This is a genomic window from Halomonas pelophila (assembly GCF_040196315.1).
Taxonomy (GTDB): Bacteria; Pseudomonadota; Gammaproteobacteria; order Pseudomonadales; family Halomonadaceae; genus Halomonas; species Halomonas pelophila.
Genome location: NZ_JBEGCI010000001.1, coordinates 19,917 through 40,861, shown reverse-complemented (window position 1 = coordinate 40,861; position 20,945 = coordinate 19,917). Strand labels below are relative to the sequence as shown.

Sequence of the window (20,945 nt, the reverse complement as noted above, 5' to 3'; positions counted from 1 at the left end):
TTATCTTCTCTTATTCCTTATTGCCCGGTGGCGAGACTTAATGCCTTACAAACAACGGGTTTTTGCCTCTTCAAGGAATCGGTAGCCCCGTCATCGGGATCAATCTTCAAGGAAATTCACCCCATCGCTCGTCATTTCCCAACGGATATCTCATTCGTAACAATGAAAAAAGTCATCACTTGGCATGTCATGCGTTTAGCGCATGATGCGTGCGTTTCCCTGGCGGAAGGCGGGCTCGTAGAATGGGGGTTCCCTGATGTCATGGAGAGTCGATCATGAGTCCAGCCCTGCTGGTCCTGGCCAGCGGCAACGCCGGCAAGCTGCGCGAGTTTCACCAGCTGCTCGCGCCGCTGGGTTTCGAGGTGCATGCCCAGGCCGATTACGGCGTGGCCGACGTCGAGGAGACCGGCCTGACCTTCGTCGAGAACGCCCTGCTCAAGGCCCGGGAAGCCAGCCGCCTCAGCGGGCTGCCGGCGATGGCCGATGATTCGGGCCTGGAGGTGGATGCCCTGGCGGGGGCGCCCGGTATCTATTCGGCCCGCTATGCCGGCGAGCCCAAGAGCGATACCCGCAACAATGCCAGGCTGCTCGAGGCCCTGGCCGAGGTGCCGGAGGGGCGTCGTCGTGCGCGCTACTGGTGCGTGCTGGTGCTGCTGCGTCATGCTGAGGATCCGGTGCCGCTGATCGTCCAGCGCAGCTGGGAGGGCGAGATTCTGCAGGCGCCCCGCGGCGAGGGGGGCTTTGGCTATGACCCGCTGTTCTGGCTCCCCGACCAGCAGGCCAGCGCCGCCGAACTCGATGCCGAGCAGAAGAATCGCCTCAGCCATCGCGGCCGGGCCCTGCAGGCGTTGGTGGCCGCCATGGCGCCGGAGCCGGCTCGCTCATGAGCGAGTCGCGACCGACCACGACCGGCCTGCCGCCGCTGTCGCTCTATCTTCATGTGCCCTGGTGCGTGCGCAAGTGCCCCTACTGCGACTTCAACTCCCATGGTGTCGGGCGGGGGGCCGAGCTTCCGGAGGCGGCTTATCTCGAGGCGCTGATCGCCGATCTCGAGGCCGACCTGCCGCTCGCCGCGCAGCGCGAGCTGGTCAGCATCTTCATTGGTGGCGGCACCCCGAGCCTGATGTCGGCCGGCTTCTACGAGCGGCTGCTGAAGGCCGTGGCGGATCGCCTTCCCCTGGCCCGGGACATCGAGATCACCCTGGAGGCCAATCCCGGCACCCTCGAGCGCGGGCGTTTCGCCGGCTATCGGGCGGCGGGTATCAATCGTCTGTCGCTGGGAGTGCAGAGCTTCCAGGATGCCCAGCTGTCGGCCCTCGGGCGCATCCATGGCGGCGACGATGCCCGAGCGGCCTTCGACGAGGCACGCCGGGCCGGCTTCGACAACCTCAACCTCGACCTGATGCACGGGCTCCCCGGCCAGACGCCGGAGCTGGCGCTGGCGGATCTGGAGCAGGCCCTCTCCCTCTCCCCCGAGCATCTCTCCTGGTACCAGCTGACCCTGGAGCCCAACACCGAATTCCACTCCTTCCCGCCGGTCCTGCCGGAGGAGGAGGTGCTGTGGGACATCCAGGATCACGGGCACGAGCGTCTCGAGGCCGACGGTCTCGCGCGCTATGAGATCTCCGCCTACGCGCGTCCCGGCCGGGCGTCGCGTCATAATCTGCACTACTGGCAATTCGGCGACTACCTGGGCATCGGCGCCGGCGCCCACGGCAAGCTCAGCGTGCCGGGCCCCGAGGGGCTTGAGATCGAGCGTCGCTGGAAGTCCCGGCGGCCCGAAGACTACCTGCGCCGCGCCAACGACCCCCGCGGTTTCGTGGCCGGCCGTGGCCTCATCGAGGAGCGGGAGCTGCCCCTCGAGTTCGCCATGAATGCCCTGCGTCTGGTGGAGGGCGTGCCGCTCTCGACATGGCAGGCCCATACCGGGCGCCCCTCGCAGGTGTTGTTGTCCAGGCTGGTCGAGGCACGGGAAAAAGGACTTCTTGTGGAAGATGCCGACAGGCTTGGGGCCTCGGCCCAGGGTCTATTATTCTTGAACGAACTGCTGGCCATGGTGGACGATGTCGGCCAGTGAAGGATGACCCCTGATCACCCAAGGAGTAGAGGACACGATGAGAAAAGCAATGCGATGGATGGCCCCCCTGGCCGCTTCGGCGCTGCTGGTGGGCTGCACCACGACCGACCCCTATAGCGGTCAGACCCAGCGCAGCCAGACCGGCACCGGTGCCGCCATCGGCGCGGCCATCGGCGCGGCCGCCGGTGCACTTAGCGGCGACGGCAGCACCAGCCGGCGCGATCGGGCCCTGATCGGTGCCGCCGTGGGTGCGGCCGCCGGCGGTGGCATCGGCGCCTACATGGACAAGCAGGAAGAGCAGCTGCGGCAGAGCACCCAGGGCACCGGCATCGGGGTCGATCGTCGCGGCGACGACATCGTGCTCAACATGCCGAGTGAGGTGACCTTCGCCTTCGACTCCAGCGACCTGACCCCCAATGCGCGCAATGCCCTCAATGACGTGGCCGCGGTGCTCCAGCAGTACCCGGACACGCGAGTCAACATCGCCGGCCATACCGACAGCACCGGCGATGCCGGCTACAACCAGCGGCTCTCCGAGCGTCGGGCCAATGCGGTGGGCAACTACCTGGCCCAGTCCGGGGTGACGCGCAACCGTCTCTACATGAGCGGCTATGGCGAGAACCAACCCGTCGCCAGCAACGACTCCGAGCAGGGCCGCGCCCAGAACCGCCGGGTGGAGATCACCCTGTCGCCGATTCAGGAGCGCTTCCAGCAGTAGTAGCTGGTGGCCTGACACCATCTACCCCGGGCCCGCCACTGCTGAAGTGGCGGGCCCTTCTGTCTCGACGACCCACGGATCCCTCCCATGCTCTCCTATCAGCATGCCTACCATGCGGGCAATTTCGCCGACGTTCACAAGCATCTGACGCTCTTTGCCGTTATCGATCATTTGTTACGTAAGAAATCATCCATTACGTACATGGATACCCATGCCGGTCGTGGCCTCTATCCCCTGGCGGCCGAGGAGACGGCGAGGCTTCAGGAGTATCGTGAGGGGGTCGCCCGGCTCTGGCAGGCCCGTCAGCGCCTCGGCGATGACTCGCTGCTCGGCGACTGGCTGACCGCCCTGGGCCGCGTGCAGTCCCGTGCGGGCGGGCTGGATCACTATCCCGGCTCGCCCTGGTGGCTGTCGGCGCGCCTGCGCGTGCAGGACCGGCTGATGCTCTTCGAGCTCCACCCCGGGGAGCATGGCCATCTGGCCCAGCAGACGCTGCCGGACAACGTGCAGCGCATCCATGGTGACGGGCTCCAGGGGCTGGTGAAGCGTTTGCCGGTACCCTCCCCGCGGCTCTGCGTGCTGGTCGATCCCAGCTACGAGCGCAAGGCGGAATACGCCGAGGTGGCCGAGGCCGTGTGTCAGGCCATGCGCAAGGCGCGCCATGCGGTGGTGCTGGTGTGGTACCCGCTGCTGCCGGCGGGCCGCCATCGCGAGCTGCTGGAGGGGCTGCGCGAGGGTGGGGTGCGCAAGATCTGGCGCAGCGAACTGCGCCTGCGCGAGCCTCAGGAGGGCGAGCGCGGCATGGTCGGCAGCGGCATGCTGGTGATCAACGCGCCCTGGGGGCTCGATGAGCGACTGGAGGCTGGGATGGCGAAGGTCCTGCCACTGCTGGGCGAGACCAGCCGCCATCGCGGCGACTGGTGGGTGGGAGAATAGGAGCCTGGCGATTTGCCAATAGCAACGCGGCTGACGCCCTCGTCTCGCCGTTCAGGGTGAGTCGGCGCTGATATCCCGCTACTTGCCGATGCAGAAGCTGCCGAAGATCTCGCCCAGCAGGTCATCGGCGCTGAACTCCCCGGTGATCTCGCCCAGCGCCTGCTGGGCATCGCGCAGGTCCTCGGCCAGAAGCTCGCCGGCGCCGTAGCCGGCGAGCTGCGCCTCGCCGTTGCAGAGGGCCGCATCGGCGCGGTCCAGGGCGTCCAGGTGGCGCCGGCGCGCCGAGAAGCGGCCCTCGGGGGTCGCCGCGAAGCCCATCACCGCCTTGAGGTGCTCCTTGAGACTCATGATCCCGGCGCCGCTCTTGGCCGACAGCCGGATCACCGGGCGCTCGCTTCCGGTATCGAGCCCGGGCGTCTCGTGGCTGGCATCGATCTTGTTGCGCACCAGGGTCAGCCGGGAGGGGTCGGCCAGGCGCGCAACGAACTCCGGCCAGATGGCCATTGGGTCCACCGCCTCGGTGGTGGCGGCATCGACCATCAAGAGCACCCGGTCGGCCTTCTCGATCTCCTCCCAGGCGCGCGCCACGCCGATCTTCTCGACGGCGTCCGGGGTATCGCGCAGGCCGGCGGTATCGATCACGTGCAGCGGCATGCCGTCCAGGTGGATGTGCTCGCGCAGCACGTCCCGGGTGGTGCCCTCGATGTCGGTGACGATGGCCGTCTCCTGCTCCGTCAGGGCATTGAGCAGGCTCGATTTGCCGGCGTTGGGGCGTCCGGCGATCACCACGCTCATGCCCTCCCGCATCAGCGCCCCCTGACCGGCGGCGGCTCGCACCTCGGCCAGGTCCGCCTGGATCGTTGCGAGCTTGCCGGCGACGTGCCCGTCGGCGAGGAAGTCGATCTCCTCCTCGGGGAAGTCGATGGCCGCCTCCACGTAGATGCGCAGCTCGACCAGCCGCTGGACCAGCGCCTGGACGCGGTGCGAGAACTCGCCCTGCAGGGAGCGCAGGGCGTTCTCGGCGGCCCCTCGGGAACTCGCCTCGATCAGGTCGGCGATGGCCTCCGCCTGGGCCAGGTCCAGCTTGTCGTTGAGGAAGGCCCGCTCGGAGAACTCGCCGGGCCGGGCCAGTCGGGCGCCAAGCTGCACGCAGCGCTCGAGCAGCAGGTCCATAATCACCGGCCCTCCATGTCCCTGCAGCTCCAGCACGTCCTCGCCGGTGAAGGAGTGGGGGCCTTCGAAGTAGAGCGCGATGCCCTCGTCGATCACCTCGCGGGCGCCCCGGAAGGGGCCGTAGTGGGCCTGGCGCGGGGCGGGGCAGTGGCCGAGCATCGCCTGGGCGATCGTCGTGCAGGCGGGCCCGGAGACGCGGATGATCCCCACGCCGCCGCGTCCCGGCGGCGTGGCCAGGGCGGCGACGGTGTCCTGATCGTAGAGGCTGGCGGCCATGGACGGTTCCTGTGGTCTAAAAGCGAGTGATCATGGGGCCTGAAAGGGGACATTGTCCGGGGCGGGGCGCTTAATGACCAGCCCCTCAAAACCTGGCCCCCAAACGCCAGACCCCCGCCGAGGCGGGGGTCTGGAAGAGCGGGATGAGACCTTTACTACTTGGTCTTCATGCCCTTGCCGATACTCGGATCGGCCTCGATCTTGCGGGTGATGGTGTACTGCTGAATGATCGAGATGCAGTTGTTGACCACCCAGTAGATGACCAGGCCCGCCGGGAACCACAGGAAGAAGAAGGTGAAGACGATCGGCAGCATCTTCATGATCTTCGCCTGCATCGGGTCCGGAGGCGTCGGGTTGAGCATCTGCTGAACGAACATCGAGGCGCCCATCAGGATCGGCAGGATGAAGAACGGATCCTTCACCGACAGGTCCTGAATCCAGAACATGAAGGGCGCGTGGCGCAGCTCGACGGATTCCAGCAGCATCCAGTACAGGGCGATGAACACCGGCATCTGCACCAGGATCGGCAGACAGCCCCCCAGAGGATTGATCTTCTCCTTCTGGTAGAACTTCATCATCTCCTGGGACATCTTCTGGCGGTCGTCGCCGAACTGCTCCTTGAGGCGCTGCATCTCCGGGCCCAGCTTGCGCATGCGGGCCATGGACTTGTAGGCCTTGGCGGAGAGCGGCCACAGCGCCGCCTTCACCAGCATGGTCAGCAGGACGATGGACCAGCCCCAGTTGCCGATCAGGTCATGGATATGGTCGAGCAGCCAGAACAGCGGGTTGGCGATGAACCACAGCCAGCCGAAGTCCACCGTCAGCTCCAGGTTGGGCGCCACGGCCTCGAGGCGGTCCTGCACCTTGGGACCCATGTAGAGGGTCGCGCCCAGTGTCGCCTCGCCGTTGCCGGCCAGGTTGCTGGTCGGGCCCGCGAAGGCCGCCACGTTGCGGTCGCGCGCATCGGTGGTGGCGTAGTAGAGGTTCTGCTGGTTCTGGGCGGGGACCCAGGCCGAGGTGAAGTAGTGCTGGATGATGGCGACCCAGCCGCCCTCGACGTCGCGGTTGTTGAAGGCGCCTTCCTGGATCTCCTCGAAGTCGACCTTGAGGTAGCGGTCCTCCGGCGTGGAGTAGGCGGCACCCAGATAGGAGCGCATGCCCATCTTCGGGCCGCTGGACGGATCGCTGCTGTTGTCGCGGACCAGCTGGCCGATGAAGCGGGCGGTGACCGGCTCCTCGGTGTTGTTGGCCAGGAAGTAGTTCACGTCGACCGCGTAGCTGTCACGCTCGAAGGTCAGGCGCTTGATCACCTCGACGCCGTTGACCTCGGCGGTCATGTCGACCTCGAGCCGGTCGTCGTTCTCGCCCAGCCGGTATTCGGTCGCCTCGGGGGTGAAGGTGATACGACCTTCATGGCCTTCGAGCTGCAGCCCAGAGCGCGCCACGTAGCTGCGGGCCTCGCTGTCGGAGAGCAGCACGTAGGGACGTTCGGAATCGAGGCTGAAGCGATGATCAGGCAGCGCCGCATAGACGATGTCACCGCCCTGGGGGTCGATGCGCACGTCCAGCACGTCGGTGACCACGGCCACCAGGTCGCGGCTGCCCGTCGGCGCCTCGGCCTCACCGGGAATCCCGCTGGCCATGTCGCTCGACGACGAGGCGCTGGTGGGGACCGAAAGATCATCGCTGCCGTCGGTCGACGAGCGGGTGCCGTCCGACGCGCTGCTGGTTATGGCGGGGGCTTGCGGCTCAGGGGGAACCTGGCCGTAATCCTGATTCCACTGGACCATCAACAGGTAGGCGAGTACCGCCAGGGGAATCAGCAGGAGTAGTCGTTTTACGTCCATGAGGGGTCTGCCCGATGGGTAGTGAACATTCCGATGGCGCAACGCAGGTCGCACACCCGAGATACACGAAAGCCTGCCGGAGGCAGGCTGGGAAACGCACGCTGGCCGGCGGCATCCGACGCGTCGGCGTGGAGAGACGCGGCAAAGAGCGAGGTGATCATGCTCATGCGGGCTCCGGGATGCGCTGGCGCTCAGGAGGGCCGGTCATCATGTGCGCTGCGTGTCTTCGCTCCGCCTTGCGTGATGCTCCGACTCATGGGCGGACTTGCTCGCCTCGCGCTCGAGGCGGCGCCACATACCCTGGAGCTGGCGATGCACGGTGGCGTTGTCCAGCTCGTGAACCCCCCGTCTTGCCAGAACCACGATATCCACGGCGGGAAGACGCTGCTGCCGGAGCCGGATGGAGTCACGCACGATGCGCTTGAGACGGTTGCGATCGACGGCCCGGCGCACGTTCTTCTTGCTGAAGATCAGGCCGAGTCGCGGGTGGCCGAGCGCGTTGGGCGAGGCCAGAGCCATCAACCCCCTGCCATGGACCTTGAAAGCCGCCGTTTCGAAGACACGACGATAGTCCCCGGCAGTCAGCAGTCTCAGCTGCCGGGGATAGCCCTGATCTGACACGCGAGGGCCGCGATCAGGCGCTCAGGCGCTTGCGGCCCTTGGCGCGACGGCGAGCCAGCACGGCACGACCGTTCTTGGTGGCCATGCGAGCACGGAAACCATGTGCGCGCTTGCGCTTGAGGACGCTGGGTTGAAAAGTACGTTTCATAACTCGTTATTCCCACGTGGTTTTCTGAATGATTTGATCACTCGTAGATATCCGGAAGCCGCGGGCGGATCCGGGGGTATTCAACTCAAGACCGGAAATTGTAGTGATTCCAGCCCTGCGGTGCAATTCTTACCTGCGTTTTGCGGCCCCTCGAGCGCCCTGCTGGCGCGGTCTCCCGCCCGGTCGTTTGACCACTCTCCGCTACCCGTTCGCCCCCTCGGCATGCCGTGACCTGTCAGGCCCTGTGGTCACTCCTGGGGATGGGTATTGTGAATAAGGTGGTTTAATTTATATATATCAGCATCTTGGGCGTGTGCGTCTGCTGTGGACAAAGTGGGGATGGGGTGGGAAGTGAGGTGACGATGCCTATCGTGATGGCGTCGTGACAAGTCCGGCGCGAAGGCCTGCGGCGTCTGAGGTGTCGTCGCCTTTCCCTGCTGGCCGCGTCCCGCCGGGAGCCGGCGGTCACGGCGGCCGGGTTTTCCACAGGATGAAGCGTTAGGCGGTCATGTGGATAACCTCGGGCCCGAACGATACAATAGGCGGTCGTTTTCTACGCAAAGGTGAGGTCGCGTGTCACTGGCTCTCTGGCAACAATGTCTGGATACCCTGCAGGATGAACTGAATTCGCAGCAGTTCAATACCTGGATTCGTCCGCTGCAGGCGGAGGAAGGGGAGTCCAACCAGTTGCGCCTGCTGGCGCCGAATCGCTTCGTGCGTGACTGGGTCAGCGACAAGTATGCCAAGCGGATCAGCGAGCTCATGCGCGAGCTCTCGCCGGCCAAGCCGCCCAAGGTGGTGTTGACCGTGGGCAGTCGGCGCAGCGCGGCGCCGACCCCGCAGCCTCGGGAACTGGGCAACCCGGTCTCGGCCGCCCCCCGGGCGCCGGCGGCGCCCGCCGTGCAGGTGCCCCCCCGGGGAGACGTGGGTGACGAGCGCGAGATCGATCAGCTGCGCGAGGAGGGGGCCGGCCAGCGGCGTGGCGGTGAGCGCCAGGTGCAGGTGGAGGGCAGCCTCAAGCATAACAGCGGCCTCAACCCCAACTTCACCTTCGAGACCTTCGTCGAGGGCAAGTCCAACCAGTTGGCTCGCGCCGCCTCCCGTCAGGTCTCCGAGAACCCCGGCGGGGCGTACAACCCGCTGTTTCTCTACGGCGGTGTCGGCCTGGGTAAGACGCACCTGATGCATGCCGTCGGCAATGCCCTGGCGACCCGGCGCGAGAACGCCCGCGTCGTCTACCTTCATTCGGAACGCTTCGTGGCCGACATGGTGAAGGCGTTGCAGCTCAATGCGATCAACGACTTCAAGCGCTTCTACCGCAGCGTCGATGCCCTCTTGATCGATGATATCCAGTTCTTCGCCGGCAAGGAGCGCTCCCAGGAGGAGTTCTTCCACACTTTCAATGCGCTGCTCGAGGGCGGCCAGCAGATGATCCTGACGTCCGACCGATATCCCAAGGAAATCAGTGGGGTAGAGGAGCGCTTGAAGTCTCGCTTCGGCTGGGGCCTGACGGTGGCCATCGAGCCGCCGGAGCTGGAGACGCGCGTGGCCATCCTGATGAAGAAGGCCGATCAGGCCAAGGTCGACCTGCCCCATGACGCCGCCTTCTTCATCGCCCAGAAGATCCGCTCCAACGTCCGCGAGCTGGAGGGCGCGCTGAAGAAGGTGATCGCCGACTCCCACTTCATGGGCAAGACGATCACCCAGGACTTCATCCGCGAGTCGCTCAAGGACCTGCTGGCGCTACAGGACAAGCAGGTCGGGGTGGACAACATCCAGCGCACCGTGGCCGAGTATTACAAGATCAAGCTCTCCGACCTGCTCTCCAAGCGCCGTTCGCGTTCGGTGGCCCGTCCCCGCCAGGTGGCCATGGCGCTGGCCAAGGAGCTGACCAACCATAGCCTGCCCGAGATCGGCGACGCCTTCGGCGGCCGCGATCACACCACGGTGCTGCACGCCTGCCGCAAGGTGAAATCGCTGCAGGAGGAGAGCGCGGACATCCGCGAGGACTACAAGAATCTGCTGAGGCTGTTGACCAGCTGAACGGAACACCAGCGGTCGGGACGCCGGCCTCAATCCCTCCAGGACAAGTAGTGGAGTCGACATGAAATTTTCCATCTCCCGAGAAGCGCTGCTGCGCCCGCTGACGCTGGTTGCCGGCGTGGTGGAGCGCCGCCAGACCCTGCCGGTACTCTCCAACGTGCTGATTCAGGTCGACCAGGATCAGGTCTCGCTGACCGGCACCGACCTCGAGGTCGAGCTGATCGGGCGCACCGCGGCCAGCCTCGTGGAGGAGCCGGGATCCGCCACCGTGCCGGCCCGCAAGCTGATGGATATCTGCAAGTCGCTGCCCGATCAGTCGGAGATCCAGCTGACGCTCGAAGAGGGTCGGGCCGTGCTGCGCAGCGGTCGCTCGCGTTTCACGCTCTCGACCCTGCCGGTGGCCGAGTTCCCGAACATCGAGGACGACCAGGGCACCGTGGAGCTGAGCCTGCCGCGGGGCACGCTCAAGCACCTGATCGATGCCACCTCCTTCGCCATGGCCCAGCAGGACGTGCGCTACTATCTCAACGGCATGCTGCTCGAGATGGGCCCCAACCTGGTGCGCACCGTGGCGACCGACGGCCACCGCCTGGCCGTCTGCTCGCGCTCCGCCGACATCCAGGTGGAGCCGTCCCAGAAGCTGATCGTGCCGCGCAAGGGGATCATGGAGCTGGTGCGTCTGCTCGACGACGGCGAGGAGCCGGTCAGCCTGACCCTCGGCGCCACCCACGTGCGGGCCCACACCGGCGACTTCACCTTCACCTCCAAGCTGGTGGACGGCAAGTTCCCCGACTACGAGCGGGTCGTGCCGCGCGGCGGTGACAAGGTTTTCATCGCCGATCGTGCCGAGCTGCGCCAGGTGCTGTCGCGTACCGCCATCCTCTCCAACGAGAAGTACCGCGGCGTGCGCCTGCACCTCGAGGAGGGCAACCTGCGGGTCATGGCCAACAACCCCGAGCAGGAGGAGGCCGAGGAGAACGTGGCCATCGAATACAGCGGCCCGGCCATGGAGATCGGCTTCAACGTCGGCTACCTCGTCGACGTGCTCAGCGTGCTGGACGAGGATCGCGTGCAGATGACCCTGGCCGATCCCAACAGCAGCGCGCTGATGGAAGAACCCGGTGGCGGCGACGCCATGTACGTCGTCATGCCCATGCGCCTCTGAGACGCCGTCCGGCGGTGCCTGACGAGGGTGCTGCCGACGCTGTCGAACCTGTCTAATGCCTCTCGAACGCCTTACCTTCCAAGGCCTGCGCAACCTGCAGGCCATCGACGTCACGCCGGGTCCACGCATCAACCTCCTCACCGGAGCCAACGGCAGCGGCAAGACCAGCCTGCTGGAGGGCATTCACGTCCTCGGCATGGGGCGCTCCTTCCGGGCACGCCAGCTGCGCCACGCCATCGCCCACGAGGCCGATGCCATGACGCTGCACGCGCGGCTGGCCGGCGATCCGGCCGTGACCATTGGCGTGCGTCGCCAGCGTGACGCCGCGGAGCTCGAGATGCGCCTCTCCGGGGAGCGTCTCGACCGGGTCTCGCGGCTGGTGGAAACTCTCCCGCTGCAGCTGATCAATCCCGATGCCTTTCGCCTGCTGGAAGGTCCTCCGGCCGGCCGTCGCGAGTTCCTGGACTGGGGCGTGTTTCACGTGAAACACGATTTTCTCGACGCCTGGCGACGCTTCCGGCGCGCGCTGAAACATCGGAATGCCCTTCTCAGGCATGGTAGAATGTCGGATGCTTCACTGGATGCCTGGGAACAGGAGCTGGTGCACTGGAGCGGGCTGCTGGACGGCATGCGCCGTGAATGGATCGACAGGTTCCTGCCGGTGTTCGAGGACACCCTGCAGGAGCTTATCACGCTGCCCGGCCTGGCCGTTCGCTACGCGCGGGGCTGGGACCGCAAGCGTGAGCTGAGCGACATCCTTCGCCAGGCGCGCCACACCGACCACCAAATGGGCTTCACCCAGCAGGGGCCACAGCGCGCCGAACTGGGCATACGGCTCGGCAAGCGTCCGGCGGTGGAGGTGCTCTCGCGCGGCCAGCAGAAGCTGGTGGTGAGCGCACTTAAGCTGGCCCAGGGGCGCCTGCTCGAGCAGTTGACCGGGCGGACCTGCCTCTACCTGATCGACGACCTGCCTGCCGAGCTGGATAGCGACCACCGGCGCGTCTTCTGCCAGTGGCTGGAGCGCATGCAGTGCCAGGTATTCATCACCAGCGTCGACCCCGATGCCCTGGCGGGCCTGTGGCAGGCGGACACCCAGTTGACGATGTTCCACGTGGAACATTCCGAATCAGGCCAGGGGCAGCTGCTGCCAATGGACAGACAGACTTCATGACGGAGTAGTCAATGAGCGAACAGGCTTACGACTCATCGAGCATCAAGGTTCTCAAGGGCCTGGATGCCGTACGCAAGCGGCCGGGCATGTACATCGGCGACACCGACGACGGCACGGGCCTGCATCACATGGTGTTCGAGCTGGTGGACAACTCCATCGATGAAGCGCTGGCCGGACACTGCAGCGAGATCCGGGTGATCATTCACCCCGATGAGTCGATCACCGTGACCGACAACGGCCGCGGTGTGCCCACCGATATCCACGAGGGAGAGGGGGTCTCGGCGGCCGAGGTGATCATGACCGTGCTGCACGCCGGCGGCAAGTTCGACGACAACTCCTACAAGGTGTCCGGCGGTCTGCACGGCGTCGGGGTCTCGGTGGTCAACGCCCTCTCCGAAGAGCTCAAGCTGACCATCTGGCGCGCCGGGCAGGTGTTCGAGCAGCTCTATCATCACGGCGTGCCCGATGCGCCGCTGGCGGTGGTCGGCAAGACCGAGAAAAGCGGCACCCGCGTGCACTTCCGGCCTTCGCCCGAGACCTTCCACAACATCGAGTTCCACTACGATATTCTCGCCAAGCGACTGAGAGAGCTCTCCTTTCTCAACTCCGGCGTAGCGATCCGCCTGATCGACGAGCGTAGCGGCAAGGAAGAGCTGTTCCACTACGAGGGCGGCCTCAAGGCCTTCGTCAACCACCTGAACACCAACAAGACGGTGCTCAATCCGGTGTTCCACTTCAACGCCGAACGCGAAGACGGCGTGGGCGTCGAGGTGGCGATGCAGTGGAACGACACCTTCTCGGAAAACATCTTCTGCTACACCAACAACATTCCGCAGCGCGATGGCGGCACCCACCTGGCCGGCTTCCGTGCCGCGCTCACGCGCTCGCTGAATCACTACATCGAGGCCGAGGGGCTGCTCAAGAAGGCCAAGGTCAACACCTCCGGCGACGATGCCCGTGAGGGCCTCACCGCGATCATCTCGGTCAAGGTGCCGGACCCCAAGTTCTCGGCCCAGACCAAGGACAAGCTGGTCTCCTCGGAGGTCAAGACCGCGGTGGAGCAGGAGATGGGTCGCCTGTTCTCGGACTACCTGATCGAGAAGCCCAACGAAGCCAAGGCCATCGTCAACAAGATGCTGGATGCGGCCCGAGCCCGTGAGGCGGCACGCAAGGCGCGCGACATGACGCGCCGCAAGGGCGCGCTGGATATCGCCGGCCTGCCGGGCAAGCTCGCCGACTGCCAGGAGAAGGATCCCAGCCTCTCCGAGCTGTTCCTGGTCGAGGGTGACTCGGCCGGCGGCAGTGCCAAGCAGGGGCGCGATCGCCGCACCCAGGCGATCCTGCCGCTCAAGGGCAAGATCCTCAACGTGGAGAAGGCGCGCTTCGACAAGATGCTTTCATCGGCCGAGGTCGGCACGCTGATCACGGCCCTGGGCTGCGGCATCGGGCGCGAGGAGTTCAATCCCGACAAGCTGCGCTACCACTCGATCATCATCATGACCGACGCCGATGTGGATGGCTCGCACATCCGCACGCTGCTGCTGACCTTCTTCTTCCGTCAGATGTCGGCGCTGATCGAGCGTGGCAACGTCTTCATCGCCCAGCCGCCGCTCTACAAGATCAAGCGCGGCAAGCAAGAGCTCTACCTGAAGGATGAGCAGGCGATGGTCGACTACCTGACGACGACCGCCCTGGACGGCGCGCGCTTGCACGTCAATGCCGACGCCCCCGGCATCGCCGGCGCCCACCTCGAGGAGCTGGTCAATCAGTATCGCGACGTGATGAAGCGCATCGATCGCCTGTCGCGCGTCTATCCCGATGTCGTGTTGCGCAAGATCGTGCATGCCGCCCATCTCGATGGCGAGCAGAGCCTGCGTGACCGCGGCACCATGCAGAACTGGGTCGACTACCTGCAGAAGGAGATGGACGCCCTGGTCTCCTATGAGGGCGGGCCGCGCTATACCTTCCGCCTCGAAGAGGACGGCGAGCGCGGCTTCTTCCTGCCGGCGGTCACGCTGACCGCGCACGGTGTCACCACCGACTACGTGTGGGGCGTCGAGTTCTTCACCAGCGCCGACTACCGTGCCATGGCGACGCTGGGCGAGACCCTGGACGGTCTGCTGGAAGAGGGCAGCTACGTGGCGCGCGGCGAGCGCAAGCGCCCCGTGACGAACTTCTACGATGCGCTGGCCTGGCTGATGGCCGAGGCGCAGCGAGGCCTCTCCATCCAGCGCTACAAGGGGCTCGGCGAGATGAACCCGGATCAGCTCTGGGAGACCACCATGAACCCCGAGACCCGGCGCATGCTGCGGGTCTCCATCGAGGACGCGGTGGCCGCCGACATGATGTTCAACACCCTGATGGGCGACGAGGTGGAGCCGCGGCGCGACTTCATCGAGCGCAATGCCCTGGTGGCGAACCTGGACATCTGACCGTCCACGCGATGTTCCACGTGGAACATCGCGGCTTTCGCGACCAGCGCTATCAACGACGAGGCCGGCTATCACGCCGGCCTTGTTGCGTTCGGGGAGTGACGGGTGTCGCTTCAGTCGCCGCTATCCGCCCCCGCGGCCAGCAACCAGTCCACGTAGGCGGCCAGGTCGTCGAAGATCATCGCCTGCGCCAGGCCTTGTCCCTTTGCCTCCGTGCGACGCCCCTTGCCGGTCCTGACCAGCACCGGCCGGCAGCCCATCGGTTCGCCCGCCTGCAGGTCGCGCAGGCTATCGCCGACCATCCAGCTATCGGCCAGGGTCTCCAGGCCGAGCGCCTGGCGGATCTCTTCGAGCAGCCCCGTCAGCGGCTTGCGGCAGTCGCAGCCATCGTCCGGCCCGTGAGGACAGTAGGCGATGTGGGCAATTTCTCCGCCGGCCTGGCGAACCAGCTCGCGCAACCGTTGATGCATGCTCTCCAGCACGGCTTCGCTGAAGTAGCCCCGGGCGATGCCGGACTGGTTGGTGGCGACGGCCACGGTCCATCCGGCCTGGCTCAACCTGGCGATGGCCTCGATGGCGGCGGGGTAGGGGACCCATTCGTCCAGGGATTTCACGTACGCGTCGGAATCGTGGTTGATGACGCCATCGCGATCGAGGATCACGAGCTTCGAGGGATGGGGCATGGGTGGATCCGGTCGGTAGCAGCCAAGGGATGGCGGGAGTGTTTCACGTGGAACATCGTCTGCCAAGGGCCGTCCCTTTTGCTCTCAGCTGGCTCTTGGAACTGACAGGGCAGGGCAATTGCAGTTGGTTATGATGAGGAGCGCCGGGACAGGTCGAAGAGGAGGTCTTTTGCCAGGGGTGAGGAGGATTCCTCCGAACGGGCTGGCCAAGGATGGCCAGCACCGGACCTGCAAGCGGAGCGGGATGCGAGAGCGAAGCAGGGCAAAGGTGGCGCCCAGGGACGGGTCGACAGCTCCTCCTCGCAGACCTGTCGACGGATCAGCCCGAGCAACAACGCGAACTGCGATAGCCCCGGCTGACAGGCAACACCGGCTGCACCGTAGTCGATACCCTCGATGTTCCACGTGAAACATGTCATGGCCGGCCTGGGGAAAGCCGGGCATGAAACCCCGGGCATGAAAAAGGCCGGCGATCGCTCGCCGGCCCTTGGGGTCCCCGAGAGGGGGTATCGCTACTGCTGGAGCAGGGCGATGTCGGCCACCTCCAGGAACAGCGCCTGCAGTCCGGCCAGCAGCGCCAGGCGGTTGCGACGCACGGCGGGGTCTTCAGCCATGACCATCACCTGGTCGAAGAACCGGTCTACCGGCTCGCGCAGGGTCGCCAGGGTATCCAGGGCCTGGCTGTAGCGCGCCTCGGCGAACAGCGGCATGACCTGGCCCCGACACGCCTCCAGCGCCTCGAAGAGCGTCTTCTCGGCGGCTTCCTGCAGCTGGTCGGCATCGACACTGAGGTCGCCGTCGTGCTGCTGCTTGGCGAGGATGTTGGAGACGCGCTTGTTGGCGGCGGCGAGGGCAGCGGCCTCCTCGCGACGCGCGAAGCCCTGCACGGCGCGCAGGCGGCGGGCGAAGTCGAGGGGCTCGGTGACCGGGCGAGCCCGCACGGCGAGATAGACCTCGGTGGCAATGCCCTCGTCGCTGGCCCAGGCGCGGAAGCGGTCGAGCATGTAGGTGAGGACCTCGTCGACCAGGCCCTCGGCGTAGGGCAGCTCCTGGTGCTGGGCGGCCGATAGCTCGAGCAGCTCTCGCAGGTCGAGGCTGAGCTCTCCCTTGACCAGGATGTTGATCACGCCGATGGCCGCACGGCGCAGGGCGAACGGATCCTTGGTGCCGCTGGGCCGCTGACCGATGCCGAAGATACCGGTCAGGGTGTCGAGGCGGTCGGCCAGCGCCAGCGCCAGGCCGGTGCGGCCCTGGGGGATGGCGTCGCCGGCGAAGCGCGGCAGGTACTGCTCCTCCAGCGCCAGGGCCACCTCGTCGGGCTCGCCGTCATTGAGCGCGTAGTAGCGGCCCATGGTGCCCTGCAGCTCGGGAAACTCGAGGACCATCTCGGTAACCAGGTCGCACTTGGCGAGCTCGGCGGCGCGCCGGGCATCGTGCACGTCGCCGTCGATGCGGCCGGCGATGAAGGCGGCCACCGCGGCATTGCGGTGCGCCTTGTCGGCCAGACTGCCCAGCTGCTTCTGGAACACCACGCCGGCCAGCGCCGGGGCGCGCTCGGCCAGGGTCTGCTTGCGGTCGGTGTCGTAGAAGAAGGCGGCATCGGCCAGACGCGGGCGGATCACCCGCTCGTTGCCCTGAATCACCTGGTCGGGATCGGCGCTGTCGATGTTCGAGACGGTGATGAACAGCGGCTTGAGCCGGCCCGCCTCATCCAGCAGGTGGAAGTACTTCTGGTTGGCCTTCATCGACGAGATCAGGCACTCGGGCGGGACCTCGAGGAAGCGTTCGTCGAAGCTGCCGGTCAGGGCGACGGGCCACTCCACCAGGCCGCTGACCTCGACCAGCAGGTCCTCGTCGATCACCGCCGTGGCCTCCTGGACCTCGGCCTCGGCCAGCACCTGCTCGCGGATGCGCTCGCGGCGCTGATCGCGATCGGCCAGCACCCAGGCGCCCTCGAGAGCGGCGAGGTAGTCGTCGGCATGGGCGAGCTCGATGGGCGCGGGGGCATGGAAGCGATGGCCGCGGGTGGTGCGGCCGGCTTCAAGCCCCAGGGCGCTGGCCTCAACCACCTGGTTGCCGTAGAGCATCACCAGCCAGTGCACGGGGCGGGAGAATTCGATCCGCGAGGCGCCCCAGCGCATGTTCTTGGGTACCGGCAGGGCACCGATGGCCTTCTCGACGATGGCGGGCAGCAGGGCGGTGGTGGCCTCCCCCGGCTGGTGCTCCCGATAACCGAGCCAGGTGCCCTTGTCGGTCTCCAGGTGGATCAGCTGATCCACGCTGACGCCGCAGGAACGGGCGAAGCCCTCGGCGGCCTTGGTCGGCTGGCCCTCCTTGAAGGCGGCGGCGAGTGCCGGGCCGCGGCGCTCGACCTCGCGGTCGGGCTGCTTGTCGGCCAGCTCCCGGATCTGTACGGCCAGGCGACGTGGGCTCGCATAGGCGAGCACCTCGCCGGCGTCGATATCGGCATCAACCAGGCCGCGACGGATGCCCTCGGCCAGCGCGTCGGAAAGTTCATCGATGGCGCCCGGCGGCAGCTCCTCGACGCCCAGTTCGACCAGTAGGGTGTTGGCAGCCATCAGACTTCTCCCTGTTCGGCAAGCGGCGCGTCGGCCAGCAGTTCATGACGCAGGGCCTCGGTGGCCAGCGGGAAGCCGGCGGCCTTGCGTGAGTCGTAGTAGGCCTGGGCCACGCTCCGGGCCATGGTGCGCACGCGCAGGATGTAGCGCTGGCGTTCGGTGACCGAGATGGCGTGGCGGGCATCCAGCAAGTTGAAGGTGTGAGACGCCTTCAGCACCTGCTCGTAGGCGGGCAGCGGCAGCTGGGCCTCCAGCAGCTTGGTGCACTCGCGCTCCTGGTGGTCGAAGGAGGCGAACAGGAAGTCGACGTCGGCATGCTCGAAGTTGTAGGCCGACTGCTCGCGCTCGTTCTGCAGGTAGACGTCGCCGTAGGTCACCCTGGTGCCGTCCGGGGCCACCGTCCACACCAGGTCGTAGACGCTGTCGACGTCCTGCAGGTACATGGCGATGCGCTCGAGGCCGTAGGTCAGCTCGCCGGTGACCGGGTAGCACTCCAGGCCGCCGGCCTGCTGGAAGTAGGTGAACTGGGTCACCTCCATGCCGTTGAGCCAGATCTCCCACCCGAGTCCCCAGGCGCCCAGGGTCGGCGACTCCCAGTTGTCCTCGACGAAGCGGATATCATGGACCAGCGGGTCGAGCCCCAGGCGCTTGAGCGATCCCAGATAGAGCTCCTGGAACTCGGCGGGGGAGGGCTTCATCACCACCTGGAACTGGTAGTAGTGCTGCAGGCGGTTGGGGTTCTCGCCGTAGCGGCCATCGGTGGGGCGGCGGGAGGGCTGCACGTAGGCTGCGTTCCAGGTCTCGGGCCCGATGGAGCGCAGGAAGGTGGCGGTATGGAAGGTGCCGGCACCGACCTCCATGTCCAGGGGCTGGAGGATCACGCAACCCTGTTCGGCCCAGTACTGCTGCAGGGCGAGGATCAGGCCCTGGAAGGTTGTCACGTCTGGCGTCGACTGTGTCATTGGAAGCACCGTTGGCCATGAATTCACGAGCCGTCAAGTATACAATTACTGGCAGATCGGTTATAGGCGCAGGCCCGGAGAAGAGGATTCCCATGATCGTAGTAACAGGCGGAGCCGGCTTCATCGGCTCGAATCTGGTCAAGGCGCTCAATGCCCGTGGCCGCGACGACGTCCTGGTGGTCGACGACCTCAGTGACGGCACCAAGTTCGTCAACCTGGCCGACTGCACGCTGGGCGACTACCTGGACAAGGATGACTTCCTGGCCCGGGTGAAGGCGGCGATGAACGGCGAGGAGTCGCATCTGCCGCCCATCGAGGCGATCTTCCACGAGGGCGCCTGCTCGGACACCACCGAGTGGGACGGCCGCTTTATGCTCGAGAACAACTTCGAGTACTCCAAGGTGCTGCTGCACTTCTGCCAGCGCGAGGGCATCCCCTTCATCTACGCCTCCTCGGCCGCCACCTATGGCGGCAGTGAGGTGTTCTATGAGGCGCCGGAGCACGAGAAGCCGCTCAACGTCTACGGCTACTCCAAGCTGCTGTTCGACCAGTACGTGCGGGCCCGTCACGACGAGTTCGAGAGCCAGGTAGTGGGCTTTCGCTACTTCAACGTCTACGGGCCCCGCGAGCAGCACAAGGGCAAGATGGCCAGCGTCGCCTACCATCACCATACCCAGATTCGCGATGGCCATGACCTCAAGCTGTTCGGCGCCTGGGACGGCTACGAGGCCGGCATGCAGAGTCGCGACTTCGTCTACGTGGGCGACGTGGTGGATGTGAACCTGTGGTTCCTCGACCACCCCGAGGCCTCCGGCATCTTCAACCTGGGCACCGGCCGGGCCGAGCCCTTCAAGGCCATCGGCGAGGCGGTCATCGAGCATTATGGCAAGGGCGAAATCGAGTACATCGACTTTCCCGACGAGCTCAAGGGCCGTTACCAGAGCTATACGCGGGCCGACATCTCGCGGCTGCGCAACGCCGGCTACGACCGCGAGTTCCGCACCGTGGCCCAGGGCGTGAGTGCCTACCTGGAGTGGCTGAATGGCTAAGGCCGCAGGGCTCGGCGGTGCGGGGGAGCGCTTCCTGGTGGTGGGCCCCTCCTGGGTCGGCGACATGGTCATGGCCCAGAGCCTGTTCAAGACCCTCAAGGCGCGTCGCCCGGGCTGTCGCATCGGCGTGGTGGCGCCCGGCTGGTCGCGGCCGATCCTCGAGCGCATGGACGAGGTCGATGAGATCGCGGGGCTCGAGGTGGGCCACGGTGAGTTCGGTCTGGCGACCCGTCGGCAGCTGGCCGCCTCTCTCAGGGGGCGCTTCGATCGGGCGATCGTGCTGCCGCGCTCCTGGAAGTCCGCGCTGGTGCCCTTCCTGGCGCGCATCCCCCGGCGCACCGGCTTCACCGGCGAGCAGCGCTTCGGTCTGCTCAACGATCGCCGCGCCCTCGACAAGGCGACGCTGAATCAGACCGTCAAGCGCTTCGTGGCGCTGGGCCTGTCCCGCGAGGAGGCCGAGGCCGGCGACTTCGCGCTTCCGCGGCCCTCGCTGCGCCTGGATATCGACAACCTGGTCGAGCAGCGGGTCGCGCTGGGGCTGTCGTCTCGCCCGGCCATCGGCATGATGCCGGGCGCCGAGTACGGCCCCGCCAAGCAGTGGCCCCTCGCTCACTTCCGCGAGCTGGCCCGGGCTCTGGTGGTGGAGGGGTTCGAGGTGCGGGTGCTGGGCGGGCCCAAGGATGTCGACGCCGGCGAGGTGATCGCCGACGGGCTGCCCCACACCCACAACCTCTGCGGCAGGACCCGGCTGGCGGATGCCGTCGACCTGCTGGGTGACTGTCGACAGGTGGTGACCAACGACTCCGGGCTAATGCACGTGGCCGCGGCGGTGGGAACCCGCGTCCAGGCGCTCTATGGCTCCTCGTCGCCGGCCTACACGCCGCCGCTGACCGAGAACGCCGAGATCCATCATCTGGCCCTGGACTGCTCGCCCTGCTTCCAGCGCACCTGTCCGCTGGGGCACACCGACTGCCTGAAGCGACTCGCCCCCGAGCGTGTCCTCAAGGCGGTGCTGGCGGCGACGCCCTAGGGCCGCGCCTCAGAGTCGAGCGTCAGAGTTGCGTC

The 20,945-nt window shown here is 66.4% G+C and carries 17 protein-coding genes; 10 read left to right on the top strand and 7 right to left on the bottom strand.

The window, feature by feature from the left end; genetic code table 11:
- The first annotated feature begins 275 nt into the window (after positions 1-275).
- The 4 genes from rdgB to ABE957_RS00165 all read left to right on the top strand — a co-directional run bounded on the left by rdgB (position 276) and on the right by ABE957_RS00165 (position 3,731).
- Positions 276-887, top strand: a complete 612-nt coding sequence (rdgB, locus tag ABE957_RS00180) for an RdgB/HAM1 family non-canonical purine NTP pyrophosphatase (protein WP_349756620.1) — start codon at positions 276-278, stop codon at positions 885-887.
- Entirely contained in the window at positions 884-2,077 is a 1,194-nt protein-coding gene (gene hemW, locus ABE957_RS00175) for a radical SAM family heme chaperone HemW (RefSeq protein ID WP_349756619.1), read from the top strand. Before rdgB ends, hemW begins: the two co-directional genes overlap by 4 nt.
- A gap of 37 nt (positions 2,078-2,114) precedes the next feature.
- A complete protein-coding gene (locus ABE957_RS00170) occupies positions 2,115-2,795 on the top strand; it encodes a YiaD family glycine zipper/OmpA-like lipoprotein (RefSeq protein WP_349756618.1) in 681 nt (226 codons plus the stop codon).
- Between the two features lie 87 nt (positions 2,796-2,882).
- Entirely contained in the window at positions 2,883-3,731 is an 849-nt protein-coding gene (locus ABE957_RS00165) for a 23S rRNA (adenine(2030)-N(6))-methyltransferase RlmJ (RefSeq protein ID WP_349756617.1), read from the top strand.
- A gap of 78 nt (positions 3,732-3,809) precedes the next feature.
- Here the strand turns inward: ABE957_RS00165 and mnmE are convergent, their stop codons facing one another.
- The 4 genes from mnmE to rpmH all read right to left on the bottom strand — a co-directional run bounded on the left by mnmE (position 3,810) and on the right by rpmH (position 7,796).
- Complete coding sequence (gene mnmE / locus ABE957_RS00160) at positions 3,810-5,180, bottom strand: tRNA uridine-5-carboxymethylaminomethyl(34) synthesis GTPase MnmE (RefSeq protein ID WP_349756616.1); 1,371 nt, start codon at positions 5,178-5,180, stop codon at positions 3,810-3,812.
- A gap of 155 nt (positions 5,181-5,335) precedes the next feature.
- Positions 5,336-7,027 carry a membrane protein insertase YidC gene (gene yidC, locus ABE957_RS00155; protein WP_349756615.1) on the bottom strand — a complete coding sequence of 564 codons (1,692 nt, stop codon included), beginning with the start codon at positions 7,025-7,027 and terminating at the stop codon, positions 5,336-5,338.
- A 207-nt stretch (positions 7,028-7,234) separates the two neighbouring features.
- On the bottom strand, positions 7,235-7,648 hold the full coding sequence (gene rnpA, locus ABE957_RS00150) for a ribonuclease P protein component (protein ID WP_349756614.1): 414 nt from the start codon (positions 7,646-7,648) through the stop codon (positions 7,235-7,237).
- 13 nt (positions 7,649-7,661) lie between these two features.
- A complete protein-coding gene (rpmH, locus tag ABE957_RS00145; protein ID WP_008959105.1) occupies positions 7,662-7,796 on the bottom strand; it encodes a 50S ribosomal protein L34 in 135 nt (44 codons plus the stop codon).
- 573 nt (positions 7,797-8,369) lie between these two features.
- Here rpmH and dnaA point away from each other — a divergent pair.
- The 4 genes from dnaA (at position 8,370) to gyrB (ending at position 14,607) form a co-directional block, all read left to right on the top strand.
- On the top strand, positions 8,370-9,839 hold the full coding sequence (gene dnaA / locus ABE957_RS00140; RefSeq protein WP_349756613.1) for a chromosomal replication initiator protein DnaA: 1,470 nt from the start codon (positions 8,370-8,372) through the stop codon (positions 9,837-9,839).
- Positions 9,840-9,900: 61 nt separating this feature from the next.
- The gene (dnaN, locus tag ABE957_RS00135) at positions 9,901-11,004 is read left to right on the top strand and encodes a DNA polymerase III subunit beta (protein WP_349756612.1); all 1,104 of its coding nucleotides are present in this window, start codon (positions 9,901-9,903) and stop codon (positions 11,002-11,004) included.
- Positions 11,005-11,059: 55 nt separating this feature from the next.
- Positions 11,060-12,175, top strand: a complete 1,116-nt coding sequence (gene recF / locus ABE957_RS00130) for a DNA replication/repair protein RecF (RefSeq protein ID WP_349756611.1) — start codon at positions 11,060-11,062, stop codon at positions 12,173-12,175.
- 11 nt (positions 12,176-12,186) lie between these two features.
- On the top strand, positions 12,187-14,607 hold the full coding sequence (gene gyrB, locus ABE957_RS00125) for a DNA topoisomerase (ATP-hydrolyzing) subunit B (RefSeq protein WP_349756610.1): 2,421 nt from the start codon (positions 12,187-12,189) through the stop codon (positions 14,605-14,607).
- Between the two features lie 113 nt (positions 14,608-14,720).
- Here gyrB and gmhB read toward each other — a convergent pair whose 3' ends face one another.
- From gmhB to glyQ, 3 genes are all read right to left on the bottom strand, one after another.
- A complete protein-coding gene (gene gmhB, locus ABE957_RS00120) occupies positions 14,721-15,290 on the bottom strand; it encodes a D-glycero-beta-D-manno-heptose 1,7-bisphosphate 7-phosphatase (RefSeq protein ID WP_349756609.1) in 570 nt (189 codons plus the stop codon).
- Positions 15,291-15,802: 512 nt separating this feature from the next.
- The gene (gene glyS / locus ABE957_RS00115; protein ID WP_349756608.1) at positions 15,803-17,869 is read right to left on the bottom strand and encodes a glycine--tRNA ligase subunit beta; all 2,067 of its coding nucleotides are present in this window, start codon (positions 17,867-17,869) and stop codon (positions 15,803-15,805) included.
- Positions 17,869-18,831: a glycine--tRNA ligase subunit alpha gene (gene glyQ / locus ABE957_RS00110; RefSeq protein ID WP_349756607.1), complete on the bottom strand. Its 963-nt coding sequence runs from the start codon at positions 18,829-18,831 to the stop codon at positions 17,869-17,871. The genes glyS and glyQ overlap by 1 nt, the downstream gene beginning before the upstream one ends.
- Before the next feature lie 92 nt (positions 18,832-18,923).
- Here glyQ and rfaD point away from each other — a divergent pair, with 92 nt between their 5' ends.
- The gene (rfaD, locus tag ABE957_RS00105; RefSeq protein WP_349756606.1) at positions 18,924-19,880 is read left to right on the top strand and encodes an ADP-glyceromanno-heptose 6-epimerase; all 957 of its coding nucleotides are present in this window, start codon (positions 18,924-18,926) and stop codon (positions 19,878-19,880) included.
- Positions 19,873-20,910: a lipopolysaccharide heptosyltransferase II gene (gene waaF / locus ABE957_RS00100; protein WP_349756605.1), complete on the top strand. Its 1,038-nt coding sequence runs from the start codon at positions 19,873-19,875 to the stop codon at positions 20,908-20,910. The genes rfaD and waaF overlap by 8 nt, the downstream gene beginning before the upstream one ends.
- The last annotated feature ends 35 nt before the right edge of the window (positions 20,911-20,945 follow it).

Coding starts and splice junctions, on each gene's coding strand:
- rdgB (WP_349756620.1), top strand. CDS start 276: ATGAGTCCAGCCCTGCTGGTCCTGGCCAGCGGCAACGCCGGCAAGCTG.
- hemW (WP_349756619.1), top strand. CDS start 884: ATGAGCGAGTCGCGACCGACCACGACCGGCCTGCCGCCGCTGTCGCTC.
- ABE957_RS00170 (WP_349756618.1), top strand. CDS start 2,115: ATGAGAAAAGCAATGCGATGGATGGCCCCCCTGGCCGCTTCGGCGCTG.
- ABE957_RS00165 (WP_349756617.1), top strand. CDS start 2,883: ATGCTCTCCTATCAGCATGCCTACCATGCGGGCAATTTCGCCGACGTT.
- mnmE (WP_349756616.1), bottom strand. CDS start 5,180: ATGGCCGCCAGCCTCTACGATCAGGACACCGTCGCCGCCCTGGCCACG.
- yidC (WP_349756615.1), bottom strand. CDS start 7,027: ATGGACGTAAAACGACTACTCCTGCTGATTCCCCTGGCGGTACTCGCC.
- rpmH (WP_008959105.1), bottom strand. CDS start 7,796: ATGAAACGTACTTTTCAACCCAGCGTCCTCAAGCGCAAGCGCGCACAT.
- dnaN (WP_349756612.1), top strand. CDS start 9,901: ATGAAATTTTCCATCTCCCGAGAAGCGCTGCTGCGCCCGCTGACGCTG.
- recF (WP_349756611.1), top strand. CDS start 11,060: ATGCCTCTCGAACGCCTTACCTTCCAAGGCCTGCGCAACCTGCAGGCC.
- gyrB (WP_349756610.1), top strand. CDS start 12,187: ATGAGCGAACAGGCTTACGACTCATCGAGCATCAAGGTTCTCAAGGGC.
- gmhB (WP_349756609.1), bottom strand. CDS start 15,290: ATGCCCCATCCCTCGAAGCTCGTGATCCTCGATCGCGATGGCGTCATC.
- glyS (WP_349756608.1), bottom strand. CDS start 17,869: ATGGCTGCCAACACCCTACTGGTCGAACTGGGCGTCGAGGAGCTGCCG.
- glyQ (WP_349756607.1), bottom strand. CDS start 18,831: ATGACACAGTCGACGCCAGACGTGACAACCTTCCAGGGCCTGATCCTC.
- rfaD (WP_349756606.1), top strand. CDS start 18,924: ATGATCGTAGTAACAGGCGGAGCCGGCTTCATCGGCTCGAATCTGGTC.
- waaF (WP_349756605.1), top strand. CDS start 19,873: ATGGCTAAGGCCGCAGGGCTCGGCGGTGCGGGGGAGCGCTTCCTGGTG.